This is a genomic window from Leucobacter musarum subsp. musarum (assembly GCF_001273845.1).
GTDB classification, from domain to species: Bacteria; Actinomycetota; Actinomycetes; order Actinomycetales; family Microbacteriaceae; genus Leucobacter; species Leucobacter musarum.
This window is the reverse complement of the sequence record NZ_JHBW01000065.1, coordinates 255,890-279,566: the sequence shown is the minus strand read 5'-3', so window position 1 is coordinate 279,566 and position 23,677 is coordinate 255,890. Positions and strand designations below refer to the sequence as shown.

Here is a 23,677-nt window from a genome sequence, read left to right as displayed (position 1 = left end):
CCGCGAGGTTACGCGGCGGAGATCTCCGCGCCGTTGTCTGCGGCGTACTGCGCGGCGTCGAGCAGGGGCCCCTCAGCGGTGACGGCGACCTTGAACAGCCACGCGGCGCCATACGGGTCGGAGTTCAGCAGTGCCGGGTCGTCGACGACTGCGGAGTTGACCTCGACGACCTCTCCGGCGACCGGCGAGAACAGTTCGGAGACCGACTTCGTCGACTCCACTTCACCGACGACGGCTCCGACCTCGATGGTGGCGCCCACCTCGGGCAGGTCGACATAGACGATCTCGCCGAGGGCATCGGCCGCGACCTCGCTGATGCCGACGATGGCGGGGCTGTCGCCGGTGATCCATTCGTGCTCGGCGGAGTAGCGGAGTCCTGATTTGACGGTGCTCATGATGTGGGTTCCTTTACGGGTCAGGGGTGATCGAGGGAGGCGTGGAAGATGGCTCAGGCGCCACGGTGGTAGAACGGCAGATCGACGACGGTGAACGGTTCGGCCTTGCCGCGCAGATCGACATCGAGACGAGTGCCGGCCGTGGCATGCTCGGGCGTCACGTACGCGAGCGCGATCGGGTACCCGAGCGTCGGGCTCGGCTGGCCGCTCGTGATGCGCCCCACCGTCTCCGTGCCCGAGAGCACGGCGTACCCGCCGCGGCCTGCGCGTCGTCCATCGCCCCGCAGACCGACGAGCACGCGCTCGCCTGGAGCGTCGCGGCGCGCCTCGAGGGCCTCGCGGCCGACGAAGTCTTCGGTCTTCTTGAACGACACCACCGGGCCGAGCCCGGCATCGAACGGAGTGACTTCGCGGCTGAGCTCGTTGCCGTAGAGCGGCATGCCGGCTTCGAGTCGCAGCGAGTCGCGCGAGGCGAGCCCGGCGGGCACGAGCCCGTGGTCGACTCCCGCGGCGAGCAGTGCACGCCAGAGTGCCGGGGCTTCGGCGTTCGGCACGTAGAGTTCGAACCCGTCTTCGCCGGTGTACCCGGTGCGCGCGAGCAGCACGGGGATCTCGGCGATCACTGCCTGTTCGGCGGCGTAATACTTCAGATCGCTGACGAGCGCACGCTGCTCTTCAGGCACCAGGGCGTGCAGGATCGCCACGGCGTTCGGCCCCTGCACCGCGACGAGGCTGGTGTCTGCCGACTGATCCGTCACCTCGACGTCGAACCCTGCTGCACGCTCGATGAGGGCCTCGGCGACGGTCTGCGCATTGCCGGCATTCGGCACGACGAGGAAGACATCTTCGGCGAGACGGTACGTGATGAGATCGTCGATGATGCCGCCGTCTGCCGCGCAGATCAGCGAGTACTTCGCACGCCCCACCGCGATCGCGGCGAGGTTACCGACGAGGGCGGAGTTCAAATACGTTGCGGCGTCGGGGCCTGCGACGCGCACCTCCCCCATGTGCGAGAGGTCGAAGAGACCGGCGGTCTCGCGCACCGCGCGATGCTCGGCGAGCTCGGAGCCGTACTTCAGTGGCATGTCCCAACCGCCGAAATCGGTGAACGAGGCACCGAGTGCCGCATGCTCGTCGTGCAGCGCGGTGTGCTTCGGCGTGGAGTTCTCGGGTGCTGCAGTCATCTTCGGCCTCAGTTCTCAAACGCTTCGGGCGCCGGGCAGGCGCAGATCAGGTTGCGGTCGCCGTAGGCGCCGTCGATGCGACCCACAGGCGGGAAGTACTTGTCGGTGCGCAGCGCGTCGACGGGGTACGCACCCGTTTCGCGAGAGTAGGCGCGGTCCCACTCCCCGGCGATCAGGCTCTCGGCGGTGTGCGGTGCGAGTCGGATCGGCGAGGCCTCGACGGCGATCTCGCCCGCGATCACCGCGTCGATCTCGGCACGGATGGTGACCATCGCTTCGATAAAGCGGTCGATCTCGGCCAGATCCTCGGACTCGGTCGGCTCGACCATCAGCGTGCCCGCGACCGGGAACGCGAGCGTCGGGGCATGGAAGCCGAAATCGATGAGGCGCTTCGCCACGTCTTCCGCCGTGATGCCCGATTGCGCGGTGAGCTCGCGCAGGTCGAGGATGCACTCGTGGGCGACGAGCCCCGTCGCACCGGTGAACAGCACCGGGAAGTGCTCGGTCAGGCGCGCCGCGATGTAGTTCGCCCCGAGCAGCGCGGTCTTTGTCGCGAGCGTCAGACCCTCTCCGCCCATCATCGCGATGTATGCGTACGAGATCGGCAGCACGCCGGCTGACCCGAACAGGGTCGCGACGACCGGCACGCCGCCGCTCACCGAGTACGTGCCCGTCGGATCGTTCGGCACGAAGGGCAGCAGGTGCTCGGCGACGCCGATCGGGCCCACGCCGGGTCCGCCGCCGCCGTGCGGAATCGCGAACGTCTTGTGCAGGTTCAGGTGCGACACGTCGCCCCCGAACCGGCCCGGCTGCGCAAGCCCCACGAGCGCGTTCATGTTCGCTCCGTCGATGTAGACCTGCCCGCCCGCGGCGTGCACGTGGTCGCAGACCTCGCGCACGTCATCGTCGTACACCCCGTACGTGGACGGGTAGGTGATCATGATCGCCGCGAGCTCGTCGCGGTGGGTCTCGATCTTCGCGGTGAGATCGTCGAGGTCGATGTGCCCGGAGTCGGTGTTCTTCACGACGACGACGCGCATCCCCGCGAGCACCGCGGATGCCGCGTTCGTGCCGTGCGCGGAGGCAGGGATCAGGCACACGGTGCGCTGCTCATCGCCGCGCGACCGGTGGTACCCGCGAATCGCGAGCAGACCCGCGTACTCGCCCTGCGCCCCCGAGTTGGGCTGCAGCGAGACACCGGCGTAGCCGGTGATCTCGACCAGACGACGCTCGAGATCTTCGATAAGTTCACGCCACCCGCGCGTCTGCGACTCGGGCGCGTAGGGGTGGATGCCCGCGAACTCCGGCCACGAAATGGCCTCCATCTCGGCGGTGGAGTTCAGCTTCATCGTGCACGACCCCAGCGGAATCATGGTGCGATCCAATGCAAGGTCGCGATCGGCGAGGCGGCGCAGGTAGCGCAGCATCTGCGTCTCCGAATGGATCGACGTGAAGATCGGATGCGTCAGGAAGTCGCTCGTGCGAGTCAGCGCCGCCGGGAACCCGAAATCGCCCGGCACGACGGCGCCGTCGAACGACGCTCCGAAGGCCCGCACAACCGCGGCAACGTGCGCGTCGGTGGTGGTCTCGTCGGTGGACACGCTCACCGTGTCGGCGTCGATGCGGCGCAGGTTGATGCCCGCCTCAGCGGCTTCCGCAACAATGTCGTCGGCACGACCCGGCACCACGGCACGCACGGTGTCGAAGAAGGACTCGGAGGCCAGCTCGACACCGGCCGCGGCCAACGCCTGCGCGATGGAGCGGGCGTGCGCATGGGCGCGGGCCGCGATCGCGGTCAGCCCGTCGGCACCGTGGTAGACGGCGTACATCGACGCCGTGATCGCGAGCAGCGCCTGGGCGGTGCAGATGTTGCTCGTCGCCTTCTCACGGCGGATGTGCTGCTCGCGCGTCTGCAGCGCAAGCCGGTACGCCTGCCGACCGGCGCTGTCGCGAGATACCCCGACGAGACGGCCCGGCAGCGAGCGCTCGAGACCCGAGCGGATCGCGAGGTACGCGGCGTGCGGCCCGCCGAAGAACAGCGGCACCCCGAAGCGCTGCGTGTTGCCCACCGCGACATCGGCGCCCTGCTCACCCGGAGGGGTGATCAGTGTCAGCGACAGCAGGTCGGCGATGACCGTGACCATTGCGCCGCGCTCCTTCGCCGCTGCGATCACCGACGAGTGGTCGACCACCGCGCCGTCATCGCCGGGCTGCTGCAGCACGACACCGAAGATGTCGCCCTCGGGCAGCCCCTGCGACAGGTCGGCAACCTCGACCGCGAAGTCGAGCGCCTCCGCTCGCCCCTGAATGACGGCGATGGTCTGCGGAAACAGGTTGGCATCGAGCACGGCCCGGGCCGTCGCCGGAGCCCGACCAGCGCGACGCATGAGCAGCACGGCCTCGGCCGCCGCCGACGATTCGTCGAGCATCGACGCATTCGCCACATCGAGTGCGGTCAGATCCGACACCATCGTTTGGAAGTTGAGCAGCGCCTCGAGGCGACCCTGCGAGATCTCGGGCTGGTACGGCGTGTAGGCCGTGTACCAGGCCGGGCTCTCGAGCACGTTGCGGCGGATCACGGGCGGCGTGTGCGTATCGGAGAACCCCTGCCCGATCATCTGCGTCTTCAGCACGTTCTTCGCGGCGAGTGCGCGCAGGTCAGCGAGGATCTGTTCCTCGCTGCGGCCCGCGGGGAGGTCGAGCGGCTCGGTCTTACGGATCGACGCCGGCACGGCCGCGTCGACGAGGGCGTCGAGCGAGTCGAACCCGATCGACGACAGCATGGCCGCCACGTGAGCCGGATCGGTCACCCCGATATGCCGGTCGGGGAAAGTGCGGATTGCGGGGAATTCGGTCACGAAGATCTCCGGAGGTAGTCGCGCGGTCGCGCGATCGAACTGGGATCCTCCCCGCTCTGTAACGGACCTGAGAGATTCAGACGCGGGTTCACCTGCGTCCTTGCACCGTCGGTGAGCGAGCGTTGCCGCTCACTGCTTTCCAGAGTTGCCGCGCTGCAGCGGTACGGGTGCCTGAGAGATTCCCGGGGAGGGATTGCTCCTACGGCGCCAGGGCTCCGTTGCCGGACCATGGACTCTCCCGCCACAGCTTGATGGCCGATATTCAGAAGTCGTGCTCACTCTACCATCGGAGAGCGAGCTGAGGAGGTGCGGGTCGGGGCCGCCATGCGCCCCGACCCGCAAACTCAGCGTTCTTCGTCGCGCCCGTCGAGCGCGAGCAGCTCTTCCTCGACCGCCCCGCCATACCCTTCGGTCTGCGGGTCGCCGTGCAGGCCTCCCGAGACCGCATATTCCTCCTCCGGGGAGAGGATCAGACGGTGGCGCGTGTACAAGCCGAAGATGATGAGACCGACGATGTACACGATCACGATCGCGACAATGGCGGGCCGGAACGTCTCGTTGAGCAGGAAGCCCACGAAGATGAGCGCTGAGATCACGGCCGCGGCCGCTGCGCCGAACACGCCCCACGGGCTGACGTACGGGCGCTTCGCGTTCGGGAACTTGCGTCGCAGAATGATGAACGACAGCATCTGCATGAAGTACGCGAGCACGGCACCCCACACGGCGATGTTCAGCACGATCGCGCCACCCACGCCGCTGTCGCCGCCCGTGAGTTCGACGACGATGAGCGCGACGAGCCCGATGACGGCGCCGGCGATCAGTGCCACCCACGGGGTCTGGCGCTTCCCGGTGAGCGACAGCCACTTCGGGTAGTACCCGGCGCGCGACAGGGAGTACATGTTGCGCCCGTAGGCGAACATGATGCCCTGCAGCGACGCGAGCAGACCGAAGAGCGCGAAGAGCGCGAGCAGGCCAGCAACCCAGGCGAGGTCGTCGCCGAGAATCGCACGGAATCCGTCCAGCAGGGGCTCACCGGCGACTCCGGTCGCGGACGCGCCCAGCACGCCGGTATTCAGCACCAGCACGAGCAGGCCGGTGACGATCAGCGTGCCGCGAGCCCAGAGGCCAGCTCGCGGAATGTCGCGCACGGGGTTGTGCGACTCCTCAGCTGCGAGCGGCAGTTCCTCAATGCCGAGGAAGAGCCACATTGCGAACGGCATGGCGAAGAGGATCGGCAGCACGCCGTGCGGCAGGAAGACGTTCTGACCCGGGTCGGGCTCGATCTCGAACAGGCTGCCCCAGTCGATCGCGCCGCTCGCGAACGCCATGACGGCGAACAGCACGAGCACACCGATCGAGATGAAGGAGACGATAATGGCGAACTTCAGGGAGATCGCGGCGCCCGCGGTATTGAGGCCGACGAACGCGGCGTAGAGAATGATCCACCACAACCAGGTCGGCAGGCTGAAGCCCATCAATCCCTCGGTAACGCCGTTCGCGTACCCCGCCGAGAAGTAGACGATCACCGCCGTCGTTGCGACGTACTCGATGGTTTCGGCGAGACCGGTGACGAAACCGCCCCACGGCCCCATCGCCGCACGGCCGAACGAGTAGGCGCCGCCCGTGTGCGGCATCGCGGCCGCCATCTCGCCGATCGAGAAGACGAGTCCGTAATACATGACGACGAGGATCGCGAACGCGATGAGCATGCCGCCGAACCCGGCGGCTTCGATGCCGAAGTTCCAGCCCGAGAAGTTGCCCGAGATCACCGCGCCGACGGCAAGGCCCCAGAGGCCCCAGACGCCGGCGGCGCGCTTGAGCTGCCGCTTCTCGAAATACCCGGATTCTGCAGTGGTGTAGGTGGCACCTGAGACTTTCAGGGTGTCCTTGGCCATGTCGACCTCTTTCACTTCGCTGTGATGGAACCGAACACTGCGATGATAGCCACCTATTGGTCGTTTCGCACCACCTTTATCACTCTGGTACTTGCGGAACCACCAACACAGTGTGGTGTAATGGTCTTCAATCCGACCTTTTGAGCGACGTCGCCGCGACGTCTGATTGCGGGTCGGTGTCGCAATCTCAACTCGATGACGAGCCGAAGGAGAGCACATGATTCCCGCGAGTGGCAATCTCACCCCCGATGAACTGCGCGAGGCGGTGGCTTCGGGCGAGATCGACACGGTGATCGTCGCTTTCACCGATATGCAGGGCCGACTGGTCGGCAAGCGCGTCTCGGCGCGGTTGTTCCTCGAGGATGTGATGTCGCACGGCGCCGAGTGCTGCAACTATCTGCTCGCGGTCGACGTGGAGCTCAACACGGTCGACGGCTACGCGCTCACCAGCTGGGAGAGCGGGTACGGAGACATGGCGATGCTGCCGGATCTCGCGACCCTGCGGCGCACGCCCTGGATCCCTGGCACCGCCCTCGTCATCGCCGATCTCACGCTCGCGAGCGATCACTCCGGCATTTCGGTGTCGCCGCGACAGATCTTGAAGCGCCAGATCGACCGCCTCGCAGCCCACGACTTCATTCCCTACGTCGGTACCGAACTCGAGTTCCTCGTCTTCGAAGACGACTACCGCAGCGCCTGGCGCAACGGGTATCGCGACCTCACTCCCGCGAGCGATTACAACACGGACTACGCCCTGCATGCGTCGACGCGCATCGAACCGCTGCTGCGCGACATCCGCAACTCGATGGACGCCGCCGGCATGTACTGCGAGGGCGTGAAGGGCGAGTGCAACCTGGGCCAGCAGGAGATCGCGTTCCGCTACACCCACGCACTGCCCACCTGCGACAACCATTCGATCTACAAGAGCGGGTCGAAGGAGATCGCCGAAGCGCACGGCAAGAGCATCACCTTCATGGCAAAGTTCAATGAGCGCGAGGGCAACAGCTGCCACGTGCACACGAGCCTCCGCAACAGCGCCGGCGACCCGATCTTCGCCGACGACTCCGACCCTGACGGCATGTCGAAGATCTTCCGCCACTTCATCGCCGGCCAGCAAGCGGCCCTGCGGGAGTTCACGCTGCTGTACGCGCCGAACATCAATTCGTACAAGCGCTACGTCGACGGCAGCTTCGCCCCGACCGCTGTGGCCTGGGGCCACGACAATCGCACGTGCGCTTTGCGCGTCGTGGGTCGCGGCCAGGCGATGCGCGTCGAGAACCGAGTGCCCGGCGGCGACGTGAATCAATATCTCGCGGTCGCCGGCATGCTCGCTTCGGGCCTCGCGGGCATCGAGCAAGAGCTCGAACTCGGCGAACCGCTGCGCGGCAACGCATATTCGAGCGACGTGGAGCGCGTGCCCACCACGCTGCGCGAGGCCGCCGATCTCTTCGAGCAGTCGGCACTCGCACGCGAGGTGTTCGGCGACGACGTGGTCGATCATTACACGCATGCAGCGCGGGTCGAGGTCCAGGCCTACGATGCCGCCGTCACCGATTGGGAGCGAGTCCGTGGCTTCGAACGACTCTGAACTCGGCACCGGCGCTGCGGGCGCCGCGCCGGTCATCGGCATCACCAGCTACCTGGAGCAGGCGCAGACCGGGGTGTGGGATGTGCGCGCGTCCTTTCTGCCGCAGGTGTACCTTGACGCGGTCACTGACGTCGGCGGCATTGCGCTGGTACTGCCTCCGCAGCCGGTCTCCCCCGAGATCGCGCGCGGCATCGTCGCGTCGCTCGACGGACTCATCCTCTCCGGGGGCGCCGACGTCGATCCTGCACGCTACGGTGCCGCCGCGCACGAGCGCACCGGCGCCCCACGCACCGACCGCGACGCGTTCGAAGCCGCGGTGCTCGACGCCGCGATCGAGGCCGAGCTGCCGCTGCTCGGCATCTGCCGCGGCGCACAGGTCATCAACGTCGAGCTCGGAGGCACCCTGATTCAGCATCTCCCGGACGTGGTCGGTGACGACCGCTACCAGGCGGGGCAGGGCGTCTTCACCGAGATCGATGTCCAAGTCGACGCGGGATCGCGGATCGCCGAAGTGCTCGGCGACGACCGCAGCGCACGCGCCCACCTCTATCACCACCAGGCGCTCGGTGATGTCGCCGACGGCCTCACCGTGACCAGCCGCACCGCCGACGGCATCATCGAAGCGGTGGAGCTCGACGCACTGCCCTTCGGCGTCGCCGTGCAGTGGCATCCCGAAGAGAACCGCGCCGATCGCCGCCTCTTCCAGGGTCTGGTCGATGCGGCGAGCGCCTACCGCGCCTCGCGTCGCGCCACCCCACCGTCGTCCCCGATCGAGCCCGCATCGAAGGAGCAGCCGTGAGCTACACCGTCATCAACCCCGCCACCGGCGAAGCCGTCACCGAGGTCGCGCACCTCGACGCCGCTGAGACCGACCGCGCCATTGAGTCGGCGGCCCGCGCCCAGCGCGACTGGGCGGCGGTCGCACCGGCCGACCGCGCGCGCGTGCTGCGCCGCTTCGCCGACGCGGTCGACGGCGACATCGAACACCTGGCGCAGCTCGAGACCACCAATTCGGGGCATCCGATCACACAGTCCCGCTGGGAGGCCGGTCATGTGCGCGACGTGCTCGAGTACTATTCGGGCACCCCGGAGCGACTCATCGGCCAGCAGATTCCGGTTGCCGGCGGCATCGATGTCACGTTCCACGAGCCGCTCGGCGTCGTCGGCGTCATCACACCGTGGAACTTTCCCATGACCATTGCCTCCTGGGGGTTTGCGCCCGCGCTCGCCGCCGGCAACGCCGTCGTGCTGAAGCCCGCGGAGTGGACCCCACTCACCAGCATTCGCCTGGGCGAGCTCGCCCTCGAAGCCGGGCTCCCCGAGGGGCTCTTCCAGGTACTGGCGGGCCGCGGTTCCGTGGTCGGCGATCGCTTCGTCACGAATCCGACGGTCCGCAAGGTCGTGTTCACCGGCTCCACCGAGGTCGGCAAGCGCATCATGTCGGGGTGCGCCGATCAGGTGAAGCGCGTCACGCTCGAGCTCGGCGGCAAGAGCGCCAACATCGTGTTCGCCGACGCCGACATCGAACGCGCCGCAGCGACCGCACCGTACTCGGTGTTCGACAACGCGGGCCAGGATTGCTGCGCGCGCAGCCGGCTCCTGGTGCAGCGCAGCGTCTACGACCGATTCATGGAGCAGTTCGAGCAGGCTGTGCAGGGCGTCGTCGTCGGCGACCCGACGCTCGAGTCGACCGAGGTGGGCCCGCTGGTGACGCAAGCGCATAAGGAGAGCGTCACGGCGTTCCTCACGGACGATGTGCCGGTCGCGTTCCGGGGATCCTGCCCCGACGGCCCCGGTTCGTGGTTCGCTCCCACCGTCGTCACTCCGGAGCGCGGCTCGCGCATCGCCACGGAGGAAGTCTTCGGACCGGTCGTCGCCGTACTCCCGTTCGAGGATGAGGCCGATGCGCTGCAGCTTGCCAACGACACGGATTTCGGCCTCAGCGGCTCGATCTGGACCAACGACCTCGGTCGCGGCATCCGCGTCGCCCGCGGCGTCGAGGGCGGCAATCTCTCCGTCAACTCGCACTCGTCGGTGCGGTACACGACCCCGTTCGGCGGCTTCAAGCAGTCAGGGCTCGGACGCGAGCTCGGGCCCGACGCCGCCGAGCACTTCACCGAGACGAAGAACGTGTTCTTCGCCAGCGAGTGACCCCCGTTTTCCCATTTCTTTCTTGACTGCAAAGGACTACTCATGAGCGACATCACCCCCATCGATCTCACCCAGCGACTCGCCGGCAAGGTCGCCGTCATCACCGGTGGCGCGAGCGGCATCGGGCTCGCCACCGCGAAGCGCTTCCGCGCCGAGGGCGCCCGCGTCGTGATCGGCGACATGAACCCGGAGTCGGGCGAAGCCGCCGCGGCTGCGGTCGACGGCCTCTTCGTGCAGGTCAACGTCACCGACGAGGCTCAGGTCAACAACCTCTTCGATACCGCCGCTCGCGAGTACGGCAGCGTCGACATCGCGTTCAACAATGCGGGCATCTCCCCTGACGACGACGACTCGATCGAGATCACCGAGCTCCCGGCCTGGGAGAAAGTGCAAGACGTGAACCTGAAGAGCGTCTACCTCTGCTCGCGGGCGGCGCTGCGCCACATGACCGCGCAGGGATCCGGCTCCATCATCAACACGGCCTCGTTCGTCGCGGTGATGGGATCCGCCACTTCGCAGATCTCATACACGGCGTCGAAGGGCGGCGTACTCGCCATGACCCGCGAACTCGGCGTGCAGTTCGCTCGCCAGGGCATCCGAGTGAATGCGCTGTGCCCGGGTCCGGTGAACACCCCGCTGCTGCAGGAGCTGTTCGCGAAAGACCCGGAGCGCGCCGCTCGCCGACTGGTGCACGTGCCCGTCGGCCGCTTCGCTCGCCCGGAGGAGCTCGCCGCATCCGTCGCGTTCCTCGCGAGCGACGACGCCTCGTTCATCACCGCCTCGACCTTCCTCGTCGACGGCGGCCTGACGAGCGCGTACACCACGCCGCTCTAACGGGCTCTTGCGCTCGGCGCCGGGCGGTCTCCAGCTCCCGGCGCCGAGCGCGCGTACACTCGCAGAGTCACACCGCGTGACGAGCATCGGAGGCACCCATGACCGCGACCGGCGACGGTATCGAGCTGCTCGTGCGCGCGGTGCGACCGACGAACGCGTACGAAGAGACCATGCAGCGCCTGCTCCAGTCCATTCGGCTCGGGCTGATCGGGCCAGGTGAGCGGCTCCCCGCCGAGCGCGACCTCGCGGCGATGCTCAAGGTCAGTCGAGACACGGTGCGCGAGGCGCTCGCCACGCTCGCCGAGGCCGACTACGTCGTATCGCGGCGCGGCCGGTACGGTGGCACCTTCGTCGTCGACTCACTGCCGCGCGAATCGGCACTCGGAGCCCTGCAGGGCGGGTTCGGCCCCGCTGAGGTGGAAGACGTCACCACGCTGCGGCGGGTGCTCGAAGTCGGTGCGGCCCGCGAGGCCGCCGCACGAGATCTGACCGCTGACGAACGCGCATCGCTGACACGCGCGCTCGAAGACTGCTCGGCCTCGGCGCAGTCCGATCACCGCCGCCTTGACTCCCGCCTGCATTTGCTGATCGCGGAGCTGTCAGGATCCACGAGCCTCGTGCCGCTGGTCGCAAACCTGCGTACTCGCGTCAACGCGCTGCTCGAAGAGATTCCGATGCTCGCACCGAACCTCGCGCACTCAAATGCCCAGCATGAAGCCGTGGTCGCGGCAATACTCGCGGGCAGACCGGAGTCGGCGGCCGAGGCCATGCTCGAACACATCGAGGGCTCGTCGGCCCTCTTGCGCGGCTTCCTCTCGAATCAGTAGGCGTCGCCCAGCGCGACGTGCACGTCAGGGAGCTCGGTGAACACCGTTCCTCCGTCTCCCGAGCCCGGCATCGCGGGCGCGGTGAACGCGACACCCACGGCGAGGAGCAGGCCGAGAAAGCCGGCCATCGTCGCGCGCAGCACGAGCAGGTCGCCGCGACGACGCCAGAGCTTTCGCGAAACGGCGACGACCCCGAGCCCGATCGCGCCGCCGAGCGTGTTCATGAGCACGTCGGTGAGATCCGACCGCCCCACAGCGAATACGTATTGCGCAGTTTCCAGCATCACGCTGCCGAACATGCACGCGAGCAGCGCGATCCCGCTCCTGCGCGGGCGCTCCAGCAGCGCGAGCAGCACCCCGAACGGCACGAAGAGCGCGATGTTCGCCACGAGTTCGAGGGGCGCGTTCCTCCCCAGACCGGCGCCTGCGACGAATGGCACGAGCTTGATCGTGCGCAGCGACCCGTCTCCGATCTGCGGGAGCTCAAGCTTCCAGACGATCACCCAGGTCAGCAGCACGAGATATCCGGTCAGCACGACGACGAGCGTGCGCGGTGATGGGCGCCGCGGGTGACGCGGGGTGTGTGCCAGCGGCCGGGTCAGTGTCGCAGTCACGATGTCACCGGCAACGATACGCACACCAGCAAACCACCTGCGTCTCGCGCGGAGAGCTGCAGTTCTCCGTGATGGGCCCTCACAATGCTGCGCGCGATGGCGAGCCCCAGTCCGTGGCCGTCACGACCGTCTCGCACCCGCGAGGCCCCGCGTTGGAACGGTTCCACCAGGGTGCCGAGCACCTCTGCCGTGATGCGCTCGCCCGGATTCTCGACGGTGAGCTCGACTGCATCCACACCGCGCGCCGTGCTCACAGTCACCCAGCCATCATGCGAGGCGTTGTGCACGACCGCGTTCTGCATGAGATTCGTCACGAGCTGCAGCAGCAGTGCCGATGATCCCGGAGTGATCGCTGTGTCTCCGCGCACCTCAAGCGAGATCCCGCGCTGCTCGGCGATCGGCAGCAGCGTCTCGGCGGCCTCCTCCGCAAGTAATGAGAGATCGACCGGTTCAGTGGTGAATGCGCGCTGGTCGGCGCGGCTGAGCACAAGCAACGCTTCGGTGAGATGGATCGCACGCGCGTTCACCTCGCGCAGCCGCCGCAGCATGGCGGAGCGGTCGGCAGCAGGGTCGTCTGCGGCGACGTCGATCAGCGCCTGAGTGATCGCGAGCGGGGTGCGCAGCTCGTGCGACGCATTGGCCGCGAAGCGCTGCTGCTCGGCGAGTTGGGATTCGAGTTGGGCCAGCATGCCATCGAAACTGTCCGCGAGCTCCCGAAACTCGTCTTGTCTGCCGGGCATCGCGATGCGGTGCCCGAGCGAGCCGGCAGCGGCCTGACGCGTCGCTCGGGCGATCTGCGTGAGCGGGGCCAGCACGCGCCCGGCGAGCAGCCAGCCACCGAGCGTGCTCGCGGCCAGCAGCGCCGCGAGCATCCACGCCGCCGGCGGAAGAAATGCGCGGAGCAGATCGGTGCGCCCCGGAATTAACCCCTCCGGCCCGACGTACGCCTGCACTGGCACGTAGCGCAGGAGAAAGACGTAAACGATGGCGAGAAGCAGGCCGCCGGTCACCATGACGACCGCGACATAGCTCAGCGTCAGCTGCCAGCGCACGCTGAGGCCCGGGGGCCGCGTCATTCGGCGCGCTCCTCGGTTGCGGCGCCCGTCTCCGGAGCAGTCTCGGGCTCCGATGCGATGCGATACCCGACCCCGGCGACCGTCTCGATGATGCCGGGCTCGCCCAGTCGCTTGCGCAGTGCCGACATCGTGATGCGTACGGCGTTAGTAAACGGGTCGGCATTCTCATCCCACGCCCGCTCGAGCAGCGTCTCGGCACTGACCACGCCGCCTTCGGCATCGAGCAGTACCTCGAGCACCGCGAACTGCTTGCGCGTCAGCGCGACGTACCGACCATCGCGCACGACCTCGCGGCGGAATGCGTCGAGCCGCACCCCGGCGAACTCGCGCACGGGGGGCCGTGCATGGATGCGTCGGCGCGCCAGCGCGCGCAGGCGCAGCACGAGCTCACGCATGTCGAACGGTTTCGTCAGGTAGTCGTCGGCGCCGAGTTCGAACCCCGTCGCCTTGTCATCGAGCCGATCCGCCGCGGTGAGCATGAGAATCGGCAGCCCCGATTCTGAAGCGACGATGCGTCGCGCGATCTCATCGCCGTTCGGGCCGGGAACATCGCGATCGAGCAGGGCGACGTCATACGCATTCACACTCAGCAGTTCGAGTGCGGTCTCGCCGTCGCCGGCGATGTCCGCTGCGATTGCCGCGAGACGCAACCCATCACGAATGGCCTCGGCCATGAAGGGTTCGTCTTCCACGATCAGTACGCGCATGCCTCAATCGTAAAAGGGGGCGCATATCGTCGGCGTATCGGAATTCCCATACGCTGCGGCAACATCCGGTGCGATGCACTGAGAGCATGAGCATTCCCTACACCACGTACGTGGCTCGCCGCCGCGTCGTCGCCGTGATCGTCACCGCAGCGGCCGCCCTTCTCATCGCGGCCGTCGCGGTCACCGTCTGCGTCATCGCCGTCCGCGCCGCGGGAGCAGACACGGGCACGGCGCGCTCCGATCTGCAGACCGCGGTGCGTTCTGTGCTGCCGACTGGCTCGCTCTCAGCAGCGGATGGCAACCTGCCCGAGGACGCGCGTGTGACCGATACCGACCTGCCGGGGATCGGCAACCTCGACCCGGCACTGCTCGCTGCGGTGCAGGCCGCAGCCGTCGATGCCGCCGCGAGCGACATCGAGTTCACGGTGACGAGCGGGTGGAGATCCTCCGCTTACCAGCAGCAGCTGTTGGATGACGCCGTCACGCAGTACGGGTCGGCTGAAGAAGCCGCCAGGTGGGTGGCGACGCCCGAGACCTCCGAGCACGTCGCCGGCCGCGCGATCGACATCGGAGACTTCGATGCGGCGTACTGGCTTGGTCTGAACGGCGCCGGGTATGGGCTCTGCCAGACGTACGCCAATGAATCATGGCACTTCGAGTTGCAGCCCGACGCTCCGGTCAATGGGTGCGCCGAGCCCTACGCCGATCCGACGTTCGATCCGCGCATGACGGGCTGAACCTGAGCACCCACCGCGACGGCGTCGCCTCAGGCCAAGTCGGCGACGACTTCGGCGGCGGGGCGCACACGCGTGACGAGCCCGACGCCTGCTCCGGCATCCATCGGAACGACGGAGTAATCGCCCGCGGCTGCGGCGGCACGGAACGCCGCACGCGCTTCGGTGTCGTGCGCCAGTTCCGCTTCGCGCCCGTGCCAGCGATCAATGAATTCGGTGCGCACGAGGCGTTCGGGAAACCGTGCCGGCCACGGGCGTTCCAGGGCGACATCGTAGGCGCGTGTAACGACCGTATCGGTCCCCGTCGCCGCGATGAGCGCCGCGCGGGCGCCCGGTGACGTCAGCGCTTCCTCCGCCGCAGCGAATGCCGTGCCGACCCACGCGGCCACCGCGCCGGCATCGAGCACGCGCGCCACATCGGCGGCCGATGAGACCGCGCCCGCTGCGATCACCGGCACCTCTACGGCGCCGAGCACTGCAGCGAGCAGGGAGTCTCGCGGCTCTCGGTGATCCCCGTGCCCGCCGCCTTCGCTGCCGCGCGCGACGATCGCATCGACTCCGCTTGCGGCCGCGACTTCGGCCTCTTGCACCGTCGCGACCTGCGTCACGGTGAGTATTCCAGCGTCACGGGCCGCCGTGACCCAGTGCGGGGCGGGCACCGATGCGCTCCAGTCTCCGAAGCTCACCGAGAGGAGCGCGGGTGCGGCCGCGATCGCACGCCCGAGCATATCGGGATCGCGCGCGATACCCCACTCCACGAGTCCGATCCCGAACGGCAGGCCGTCGGCTCCCCGCAGATCGTCGCCGAGCGCGGCCAATTCGCGCTCCAGCGCAGCCACCGACCCGGCGCTCCCCATGCCGATCATGCCCAGCGCACCCGCGCGCGAGACCGCGGTGGCCAGCGCTCCGCCGGCGACGCCGCCCATGGGAGCGCAGATCAGCGGTGCGGTGAGCCCGAGTTCACGGGCCCATTCGGTCAGTCGTCGCTCGCTCATAGCGCCTACGCTACTCCGCAGCGCGTCGTCGCGCGCGGGCCGCCTTGCGCTTACGCGCGGCGATACGTGAGGTCGCGGATGTGGCGACCCACATCGATGCCCTTCTGCTCGAACGCCGTCAAGATACGACCGTCGAAGCGATCCGCCCACTCACCAGAGAATTCACGGGTGAACCCCTCGGCGGCGTCGAGCACCTCGCGCATCTGCTCCGCGTAGTCCTCCCAGTCGGTGGCGAGTCGCAGCACACCACCGGGGCGCAGCGCACGGTACGCGATACGGGCGAAGTCGTCACTCACCAGACGGCGCTTGTGATGACGCACCTTCTTCCACGGGTCGGGGAAGAACACCCAGATCTCGTCGACCGACCCGGCTGGCAGATACTTCTCGAGCAGTTCAGGAGCGTTCACCTCGGCGAGCTTCAGGTTGTCGAGCGCGGCGACCTCGGCACGAATCATGGTGCGCGCGAGCCCGGCGCGAAACACCTCGACGGCGAGGAAGTTCGTGTCGGGCCGCTGCTCTGCGGCGTGCAGGATCGCATGGCCCTGCCCGGATCCGACCTCGACGACGAGGGGCGCGGTTCGACCGAAGATCCCTGCGGGGTCGCCGTGCGCGCCATCGGCGACGCTCGTCGCGGCCGGCCCGTGAGCGATGTCGAGCACGTAGGTCTCGTGGTGATCGGCCCACGCACGCTCCTGAGAGGGCGTCATGCGGCCGCTGCGGCGCACGAACGAGACGGGCTTCTTGCGAAAGGTCGTCGGGTCGAAGCTCTTGTACGGGAGTGGCTGCTGCTCGGTCACCCCATAACGGTAGTCGGGCGACGGCGCACGGGCAAAGCGGAGGTGCATCTCGGTCGCGCGGCGATCCCGAGCTCCCTTCCCCGCCTCGGTGTCGCCGCTACCATGGGAGTCAACCGCATTCGAGCGAAGGGGCCCATCATGACCAGACGCATCCTGCTGGTGAACGGACCGAATCTCAATTTGCTGGGCACCCGGGAGCCCGAGGTGTACGGCACCGACACGCTCGCCGATGTGGAGGCGCTCGTCACGCGGGTCGCCGCAGACTTCTCGCTCGACGTGCGCGCCGTGCAGAGCAACCACGAGGGCGCGATCATCGACGCCATCCATGCGGCTCGCGAAGACTGCGCGGCGATCATCATCAACCCGGGAGCCTTCACGCATACCTCGGTCGCGATTCGCGATGCCATCACCGGCGTTGCGCTGCCGACGGCCGAGGTACATATCTCGAACGTGCACGCCCGCGAAGAGTTCCGCCATCACTCCTATCTCTCGGGTGTGGCCGCCGCAGTCATCGTCGGGTGCGGCGTGCAGGGGTACGATTTCGCGGTGCGTCGCATCGCAGCGCTGCTCGCCGGCTGAGCGACGCTGCGGCGCCCCCGTTCACCGCGCGGTCGGAAACCAGTCGAAGAGTTCGGGCTGGTGCGCGTGCACGAGCACGGCAAAGACGACCGCGTCGAACAGCAGATGCACGGTCACGACGTACGACAGCGACCGGGTGCGCAAGAAAATGATTCCCTGCACGAGCGCGAAGGGAATCGTGAGCCACGGTCCCCAGGCGCGATACCCCAGTTCCCACAGGAACGACACGAACACGATCGCCTGCAGCAAATTCGCCGCCCACGCCGGAAAGTGCCGCAGCAGCAGCGCGAACACCGTGCAGATGAAGAAGAGTTCGTCCCAGATCCCGACGGCGCCGACACCGACGAAGAGCCGGGCGATGAGTTCGGGGGTGTCGACGACGGGCCAGTTCGCGTAGACGCCCGATGAAATGAAATACCAGGGCAGGATCAGCCACGCGAGCACGAGCACCGCGACCAACCAGGCCCAGTGGTATCTGCCCCAGCGTTCACCCCGGGCGCTCCCCGCGCCGCGCCAGGGGAATGAGGTGGCGCGGTCGCGGTAGACGTACCTCGAAATGAGATACGGCACGACGACGGCGCCCCCGAGCGCAAGCGTGAACTTCACCATCGACGCGGTGTCGAGGTGTGCGGCGAGCGGGATCACCCGCACGATCGACAGGCCAATCGCAATGAGCGACAGATCGCGCAGCAACGACGGCGAGCGTTCACTGGCACGGGCGGTTGCCCCTACCGGCGTCGCGTCGTCGCGCCCGGCGCGAGAGGCCCAGGCCGCGAGCGCGAGGCCAACGACGCCGAGGCCGATCCCGAGCCAGATCTGGTGAAGCACGAACCAGGCGGGCGCCATCAGGCAGACCAGCAGCGCCGCGCAGACGGCCGCGGGGCGCGTGCGCCGCGCAAGCGTCAGCGTGTCGGCTCCGCCCCCGCGCCCGGGCATCAGCTGAAGTGCCCGCTCACGGGGCCCGGCGCGTCGGCGAGCAGCACCAGTCGATCGTCGATCGGGAACGGCAGTGCGAAGCTCGCGACGACGGCAGCGATGTCTCCGAAGTCGTCTTCTTTCGCTCCGATGCCTTCGGGCGACACCTCGACGATGCGCGCGCGGATCCACTCGCCGGCATCGGTGCGCAGTGCGTAGATCTCAGCGAGATACCCGATGCCGATCTCTTCGAGTGCGGCTTCAGCGTCGAGCCAGTCGATCGGCGCGGTGGCACGAGGGCGCCCCAGAAGGTCGAACGGCACGAACCCATCGCCCTCGGGTTCGATCCAGCCGACGAGCTCTCCGTCTTCGCGGCGATGCGGAATCCAACTCTCGGGAAGGCTCATGCAGCGAGCCTAGCAAGCTGCTCCGGTCGGGTTCGAGTGCGAGTTCATATGCGGGTTCGCGCGTGCTGCGAGTGTCGATCAGGATTCGAGAAGTCAATGTCGGCGGCCCCCATTATTCTGGCTCCATGACCTCCTCTCACGTCGCAGATTCGCACGACCGCATTCGAGTCCGGGGTGCCCGCGAGCACAACTTGAAAGATGTCAGCGTCGACCTGCCAAAGCGGCGGCTCACGGCGTTCACCGGGGTCTCGGGTTCGGGTAAGAGCTCGCTCGTGTTCGGCACGATCGCGGCCGAGTCGCAGCGCCTCATCAACGAGACCTACAGCGCCTTCGTGCAGGGCTTCATGCCTTCGCAGAGTCGCCCCGATGTCGACGTGCTCGAGGGCCTTACGACGGCCATCATCGTCGATCAGGAGCGCATGGGCGCCAACCCGCGCTCCACCGTCGGCACGGCCACCGACGTCAACGCGATGCTGCGCATCGTCTTCTCGCGCCTCGGTGCTCCGCGCATCGGGTCTCCGAATGCGTTCTCGTTCAATGTCGCCTCGATCAGCGGCGCAGGTGCGGTCACGCTCGAGAAGGGTGGCAAGACGGTCAAGGAGCGCCGCAGCTTCGAGATTCTCGGCGGCATGTGCCCGACCTGCGAGGGCCGGGGCACCGTCAGCGACTTCGCGCTCGATGAGCTCTACGACGCCCAGAAGTCGCTGGCCGATGGCGCGTTGAAAGTGCCCGGGTTCAGCATGGACGGCTGGTACGGTCGCATCTTTGCCGCGCTGCTGCCCATGGACACGCCCATCGGTGACTTCACCGACGAGCAGATGCACGTGCTGCTCCACGACGAGCCCCGCAAGATCAAGGCCGACGGCGTCAACGTCACGTACGAAGGCCTCATCCCGCGCATCCAGAAGTCGATGCTCTCGAAAGACCGCGAGGCCATGCAGCCCCACATTCGGGCATTCGTGGATCGCGCGATCGTCTTCCACGCCTGCCCCGACTGCGGTGGCACCCGCCTCAACGAGACCGCGCGTTCCTCAAAGATCTCAGGCAAGTCGATCGCCGATGTCTGCGCAATGCAGATCACCGACCTCGCCGAGTGGGTGCGCGGCATCGACGATCCGGGCATCGCGCCGCTGGTCGAAAAGCTCATCGACACCCTCGACTCGTTCGTACAGATCGGGCTGGGCTATCTCAGCCTGGATCGCCCGACCGGCACCCTCTCCGGTGGCGAGTCTCAGCGCACGAAGATGATCCGGCACCTCGGCTCCCCCATCACCGATGCGACGTACGTCTTCGACGAGCCCTCAATCGGCTTGCACCCGCACGATATCCAGCGCATGAATCAGCTCCTGCTGAAGCTGCGAGACAAGGGCAACACCGTGCTCGTCGTGGAGCACAAGCCCGAGATGATCGCCATCGCCGACCACGTCGTCGACCTCGGACCGCGGGCAGGCACGAACGGTGGTGAGATCTGTTTCGAGGGCACTGTCGCCGAACTCCGCGCCTCGGGCACGCTCACGGGTCAGCACCTCGATGACCGGGCACGGGTGAAAGATTCGGTGCGCACCTCGTCAGGGGCCCTCGAAGTGCGCGGGGCGGATCGCCACAACCTGCAGAACGTCGACGTCGACGTGCCCCTCGGCGTACTCTGCGCCGTGACCGGGGTCGCTGGGTCGGGCAAGAGCACCCTGATCGGCAACTACGTCGCCAACCGCGACGACGTCGTCGCCGTCGATCAGGGAGCGATCAAGGGATCCCGACGCTCGAACCCCGCGACATACACCGGGCTGCTCGATCCGGTGCGCACGGCATTCGCGAAGGCGAACGGCGTGAAGCCCGCGCTCTTCAGCGCGAACTCGGAGGGCGCCTGCCCGGAGTGCAAGGGCGCGGGCATCATCTACACCGATCTCGGCATGATGGCCACGATGGAGAGCGTCTGCGAAGTGTGCGAAGGTAAGCGCTTCGATTCCGCGGTGCTCGACTACACCTACGGCGGCAAGAATATCGCCGAGGTGCTCGACCTCTCCATGGCCGAGGCCCGTGAGTTCTTCTCCGCACCCGACACCAAGATCGCCAAGGCCGCGAAAATTCTCGACCGGCTCGTCGACGTCGGCATCGGGTACATCAAGCTCGGCCAGCCGCTGTCCACGCTGTCAGGCGGTGAACGTCAGCGTCTCAAGCTCGCGATCCACATGCTCGAAGACGCCGACATCTACGTGCTCGACGAGCCGACCACCGGATTGCATCTCGCCGACGTCGAGCAGCTGCTCGGCCTCCTCGATCGCCTCGTCGATGCGGGCAAGAGCGTGATCGTGATCGAGCACCATCAGGCAGTCATGGCGCACGCCGACTGGATCATCGACCTCGGCCCCGGCGCGGGCCAGCAGGGCGGCACCATCGTGTTCGAAGGCACACCCGCCGACCTCATCGCCGCCAAGTCGACCCTCACCGGCGAACACCTCGCGGAGTACGTCGCGGGCTGACGCCGCTTGCCCATTACTCCGCGGCCGGGGCGCTCTCCAACTCGTTGAGCGCTCGGATCAGACGGTAGAGGTCGCCCACCGCACGCCGACGCGGCGTGAACACGATGCGATGCAGGTCGAGCGCATCGTGGTCAGCGCGCTCCGAGTCGAGGGGCTCGGTGCGTGCGATCTCGCCGGTTTCGCACAACCCGGCAAAGCGCCGGTTCAGGTCGGCGATCTCGGCGTCGGTGGGCGCAGCGCGCACCCGCAGCACCAGTTGCTCGCCCTGCCAGCGCAGCGAGTCGTAGTTGCGCCAGAACCCGATGACCTCGGCGATCGCGGCCTCCGGAGAATCGGTGATGAGCACCCGGTCGAGGTCATCAACGGAGATCAGGCCCGCGCCTGCCAGCTCCTCGATCACGAAGCGCGCGAACCCGCGCCAATACGTGCCGCCCGCGCGATCGAGCAGCACGATCGGCATCGGCTCCATCTTGCCGGTCTGCTGCAGGGTGAGCAGTTCGAACGTCTCGTCCATCGTGCCGAATCCACCGGGCAGGCAGACAAAGCCGCGCGATTCCTTCACGAGCATGAGTTTGCGGGTGAAGAAGTACTTCATCGCGACGCGGTGCCCATCGTCGGCCGGCTCGTCGAGCGGTGTCTCCTCAAACGGCAGTCGAATGGAGACGCCGAGCGACCGCTCGGGCCCCGCACCCGTCGCGGCCGCTTCCATGATGCCGGGGCCGGCGCCCGTGACGACCATCCACCCGCGCTCCGCGAGCCCGCGCGCGGCGGCCTCGGCACCGAGCCACAGCGGATCCTGCGACTGGGTGCGCGCCGAACCGAAAATCGTGACCTTGGGGATGCCGACGAACGGCGCGAACAGTCGGAATGCGGCGCGCATCTCCTCGACCGCGGAAGCCGTGATCTTCAGGTCGAGCCGGCTGGTTCCATCAGATCCCAGGCCCAATCCCGCGGTGAGAATGCGACGAATCAACCCCCGTTGCGCCCCGGCACCAGCGGTCTCGATGAGCGCGTCGAGCTGCTCGCGCACGGCCTCAGGGTGGGCGGCAGCAGCCTCCACAACGGTGCTCGCGGCCTGCGGATCATCTGAGTGTTGCTGGGCTTCGGTACTCACGCTCACAGTCTAGGAGCGCCGACCAGTAGGCTGGCCGCATGCCGACACGGCGCGCCCACCTCTCCCCCCAGACCGCACACGGACAACTCGCGGCGGCGCTCGCCGCGCTCCGGGAGGCGAACGCGATCCCTGACGGGTTCCCCGAGGACGCGGTCGCCGAGGCAGCCGCCGCGCAGACGACGGTGCCCGATCTCGACCTGCGCGACATCCCGTTCGTCACGCTCGACCCGCCCGGATCACAAGATCTGGATCAGGCGTTCCACATCGAGCGTTCGGAGACCGGGTTCGTCGTGCGCTACGCCATCGCCGACCTCCCCGGCTTCGTCGCTCCGGGCGGCGCGCTCGATCGCGAGGCGCGCGAGCGCGGTCAAACCCTGTACCTCCCCGATGCTCGTGTTCCGCTGCATCCGCCGGAACTCAGCGAGGGCCGTGCGTCGCTGCTCCCGGGCGAGGATCGCGTCGCCTACGTGTGGACCGTCGAGGTCGACGCGGCCGGTGCCGACCATTCCGGTCGTGTGGAACGCGCGCAGGTGCGCTCGCGCGCACAGCTCGACTACCCGGCGGCCCAAGCCGACCTCGATGCGGGCGCGGCTGACGAGATGCTGCAGCTGCTCCCTGAAGTCGGCAAGCTCCGCATCGCGCAGGAGCGCGCCCGCGGCGGCGCGAGCCTGAATATGCCCGATGAGGAGGTCGTGCGCGACCCCGACGGGTATCGGATCGTGCGCCGCTACGCGCTGCCCATCGAAGAATGGAACGCGCAGCTCTCGCTGCTCGCCGGTATCACGGCCGGCCGCATGATGTTGGAGGCGAGAGTGGGCATCCTGCGCACTATGCCGGCTCCCGATGACGACGCGCTCGCCAGCTTCCGCACGAAGGTTGCGGCGCTCGGACACCCCTGGCCCCGCGACCTCGCGTACGGCGAGTACTTGGAGCGCCTCGACGAGCACTCGCCCACGACGCCGGGTGTGCTGCAGGCCGCCGCGACGCTGTTCCGCGGCGCCGACTACACCCCGTTCGATGGCACCCCGCCCGAGCAGCCGCTGCAGGCCGCCATTGCGGCCCCCTACGCCCACGTCACCGCACCCCTGCGCCGCCTCGTCGATCGGTGGGGCCTCGTCATCTGCGCCGCGATTTGCGCGGGCGAGCCGATTCCGAGCTGGGCACGCGAGTCGCTCGACGAGTTGCCCTCGCTCATGCGCTCATCGAATCAGCGCGCTGGGCAGATCGGTGCCGCAGCGATCGACCGCGTCGAGGCGGCGCTGCTGCGCGACCGCGTCGGCGAGGTGCTCTCTGCCGTCGTCGTGGAGGTGCGCGGCGAGCGCGCACGCGTGCAGCTCGATGACCCGGCGGTCACCGCACAGGTCTCGGCGAGCGGCTTCACCGCCGGCACGCGCGTGGATGTGCGCGTCGCGGCTGCGGATGTCGCGTCGGGAACCGTGCAGTTGGAGCCTGCAGAAGCGCCGGAGCCCTCCGTTACAGACACGACGCCATCGAGCGCGACAACGCACCGCGCGAGCGCCTGACCAC

The 23,677-nt window shown here is 67.8% G+C and carries 21 protein-coding genes and 2 riboswitches; of the genes, 9 read left to right on the top strand and 12 right to left on the bottom strand.

The features are described from left to right. Window positions 1-8: 8 nt before the first annotated feature. From gcvH to CH42_RS04130, 4 genes are all read right to left on the bottom strand, one after another. On the bottom strand, window positions 9-395 hold the full coding sequence (gene gcvH / locus CH42_RS04145) for a glycine cleavage system protein GcvH (RefSeq protein WP_053351930.1): 387 nt from the start codon (window positions 393-395) through the stop codon (window positions 9-11). Window positions 396-448: 53 nt separating this feature from the next. Then, window positions 449-1,579, bottom strand: a complete 1,131-nt coding sequence (gene gcvT, locus CH42_RS04140; protein WP_053351929.1) for a glycine cleavage system aminomethyltransferase GcvT — start codon at window positions 1,577-1,579, stop codon at window positions 449-451. A gap of 8 nt (window positions 1,580-1,587) precedes the next feature. After that, a complete protein-coding gene (gene gcvP, locus CH42_RS04135; RefSeq protein ID WP_053351928.1) occupies window positions 1,588-4,437 on the bottom strand; it encodes an aminomethyl-transferring glycine dehydrogenase in 2,850 nt (949 codons plus the stop codon). A gap of 46 nt (window positions 4,438-4,483) precedes the next feature. Next, window positions 4,484-4,586: riboswitch (glycine riboswitch) on the bottom strand. After that, window positions 4,587-4,688, bottom strand: a riboswitch (glycine riboswitch). Between the two features lie 93 nt (window positions 4,689-4,781). Further along, window positions 4,782-6,332, bottom strand: a complete 1,551-nt coding sequence (locus CH42_RS04130) for an amino acid permease (protein ID WP_053351927.1) — start codon at window positions 6,330-6,332, stop codon at window positions 4,782-4,784. Between the two features lie 217 nt (window positions 6,333-6,549). On the opposite strand from CH42_RS04130, the gene CH42_RS04125 reads away from it, so the two are divergent. The 5 genes from CH42_RS04125 (at window position 6,550) to CH42_RS04105 (ending at window position 11,732) form a co-directional block, all read left to right on the top strand. Beyond that, window positions 6,550-7,920: a glutamine synthetase family protein gene (locus CH42_RS04125; RefSeq protein ID WP_053351926.1), complete on the top strand. Its 1,371-nt coding sequence runs from the start codon at window positions 6,550-6,552 to the stop codon at window positions 7,918-7,920. Beyond that, window positions 7,901-8,719, top strand: a complete 819-nt coding sequence (locus tag CH42_RS04120; RefSeq protein ID WP_053351925.1) for a gamma-glutamyl-gamma-aminobutyrate hydrolase family protein — start codon at window positions 7,901-7,903, stop codon at window positions 8,717-8,719. The genes CH42_RS04125 and CH42_RS04120 overlap by 20 nt, the downstream gene beginning before the upstream one ends. Then, entirely contained in the window at window positions 8,716-10,071 is a 1,356-nt protein-coding gene (locus CH42_RS04115) for an aldehyde dehydrogenase family protein (protein ID WP_053351924.1), read from the top strand. Before CH42_RS04120 ends, CH42_RS04115 begins: the two co-directional genes overlap by 4 nt. 42 nt (window positions 10,072-10,113) lie before the next feature. Next, on the top strand, window positions 10,114-10,905 hold the full coding sequence (locus CH42_RS04110; protein ID WP_204374521.1) for a 3-oxoacyl-ACP reductase: 792 nt from the start codon (window positions 10,114-10,116) through the stop codon (window positions 10,903-10,905). Between the two features lie 98 nt (window positions 10,906-11,003). After that, window positions 11,004-11,732, top strand: a complete 729-nt coding sequence (locus CH42_RS04105; protein WP_053351923.1) for a FadR/GntR family transcriptional regulator — start codon at window positions 11,004-11,006, stop codon at window positions 11,730-11,732. Here the strand turns inward: CH42_RS04105 and CH42_RS04100 are convergent. The 3 genes from CH42_RS04100 to CH42_RS04090 are packed head-to-tail and all read right to left on the bottom strand — an operon-like array spanning window position 11,726 to window position 14,129. After that, window positions 11,726-12,346, bottom strand: coding sequence for a VanZ family protein (locus CH42_RS04100; RefSeq protein WP_162231059.1), 621 nt, complete (start codon window positions 12,344-12,346; stop codon window positions 11,726-11,728). The genes CH42_RS04105 and CH42_RS04100 overlap by 7 nt on opposite strands. Then, entirely contained in the window at window positions 12,343-13,422 is a 1,080-nt protein-coding gene (locus CH42_RS04095; RefSeq protein WP_053351921.1) for a sensor histidine kinase, read from the bottom strand. Before CH42_RS04095 ends, CH42_RS04100 begins: the two co-directional genes overlap by 4 nt. Beyond that, window positions 13,419-14,129 (bottom strand): response regulator transcription factor, encoded by a 711-nt coding sequence (locus CH42_RS04090; RefSeq protein WP_053351920.1) that lies wholly within the window; start codon window positions 14,127-14,129, stop codon window positions 13,419-13,421. Before CH42_RS04090 ends, CH42_RS04095 begins: the two co-directional genes overlap by 4 nt. An 86-nt stretch (window positions 14,130-14,215) precedes the next feature. Here CH42_RS04090 and CH42_RS04085 point away from each other — a divergent pair, with 86 nt between their 5' ends. After that, window positions 14,216-14,866, top strand: a complete 651-nt coding sequence (locus CH42_RS04085) for a M15 family metallopeptidase (RefSeq protein ID WP_053351919.1) — start codon at window positions 14,216-14,218, stop codon at window positions 14,864-14,866. 29 nt (window positions 14,867-14,895) lie between these two features. On the opposite strand, the gene CH42_RS04080 is transcribed toward CH42_RS04085, so the two are convergent. Both CH42_RS04080 and trmB read right to left on the bottom strand, forming a co-directional pair. Then, entirely contained in the window at window positions 14,896-15,858 is a 963-nt protein-coding gene (locus tag CH42_RS04080) for an NAD(P)H-dependent flavin oxidoreductase (RefSeq protein WP_053351918.1), read from the bottom strand. A gap of 50 nt (window positions 15,859-15,908) precedes the next feature. Next, a complete protein-coding gene (trmB, locus tag CH42_RS04075) occupies window positions 15,909-16,655 on the bottom strand; it encodes a tRNA (guanosine(46)-N7)-methyltransferase TrmB (RefSeq protein ID WP_053352056.1) in 747 nt (248 codons plus the stop codon). 138 nt (window positions 16,656-16,793) lie between these two features. On the opposite strand from trmB, the gene aroQ reads away from it, so the two are divergent. Further along, window positions 16,794-17,234, top strand: a complete 441-nt coding sequence (gene aroQ / locus CH42_RS04070) for a type II 3-dehydroquinate dehydratase (protein WP_053352055.1) — start codon at window positions 16,794-16,796, stop codon at window positions 17,232-17,234. Between the two features lie 21 nt (window positions 17,235-17,255). Here aroQ and CH42_RS04065 read toward each other — a convergent pair whose 3' ends face one another. Both CH42_RS04065 and CH42_RS04060 read right to left on the bottom strand, forming a co-directional pair. Then, window positions 17,256-18,080 (bottom strand): CPBP family intramembrane glutamic endopeptidase, encoded by an 825-nt coding sequence (locus CH42_RS04065; protein WP_239683942.1) that lies wholly within the window; start codon window positions 18,078-18,080, stop codon window positions 17,256-17,258. Between the two features lie 89 nt (window positions 18,081-18,169). Beyond that, complete coding sequence (locus CH42_RS04060; RefSeq protein WP_053351917.1) at window positions 18,170-18,556, bottom strand: hypothetical protein; 387 nt, start codon at window positions 18,554-18,556, stop codon at window positions 18,170-18,172. Between the two features lie 125 nt (window positions 18,557-18,681). On the opposite strand from CH42_RS04060, the gene CH42_RS04055 reads away from it, so the two are divergent. Continuing rightward, window positions 18,682-21,036 carry an ATP-binding cassette domain-containing protein gene (locus CH42_RS04055; RefSeq protein WP_053351916.1) on the top strand — a complete coding sequence of 785 codons (2,355 nt, stop codon included), beginning with the start codon at window positions 18,682-18,684 and terminating at the stop codon, window positions 21,034-21,036. 13 nt (window positions 21,037-21,049) lie between these two features. On the opposite strand, the gene CH42_RS04050 is transcribed toward CH42_RS04055, so the two are convergent. Continuing rightward, entirely contained in the window at window positions 21,050-22,150 is a 1,101-nt protein-coding gene (locus CH42_RS04050; RefSeq protein ID WP_193392070.1) for an LOG family protein, read from the bottom strand. Window positions 22,151-22,188: 38 nt separating this feature from the next. On the opposite strand from CH42_RS04050, the gene CH42_RS04045 reads away from it, so the two are divergent. Continuing rightward, window positions 22,189-23,673, top strand: a complete 1,485-nt coding sequence (locus CH42_RS04045) for an RNB domain-containing ribonuclease (protein WP_053351914.1) — start codon at window positions 22,189-22,191, stop codon at window positions 23,671-23,673. The last annotated feature ends 4 nt before the right edge of the window (window positions 23,674-23,677 follow it).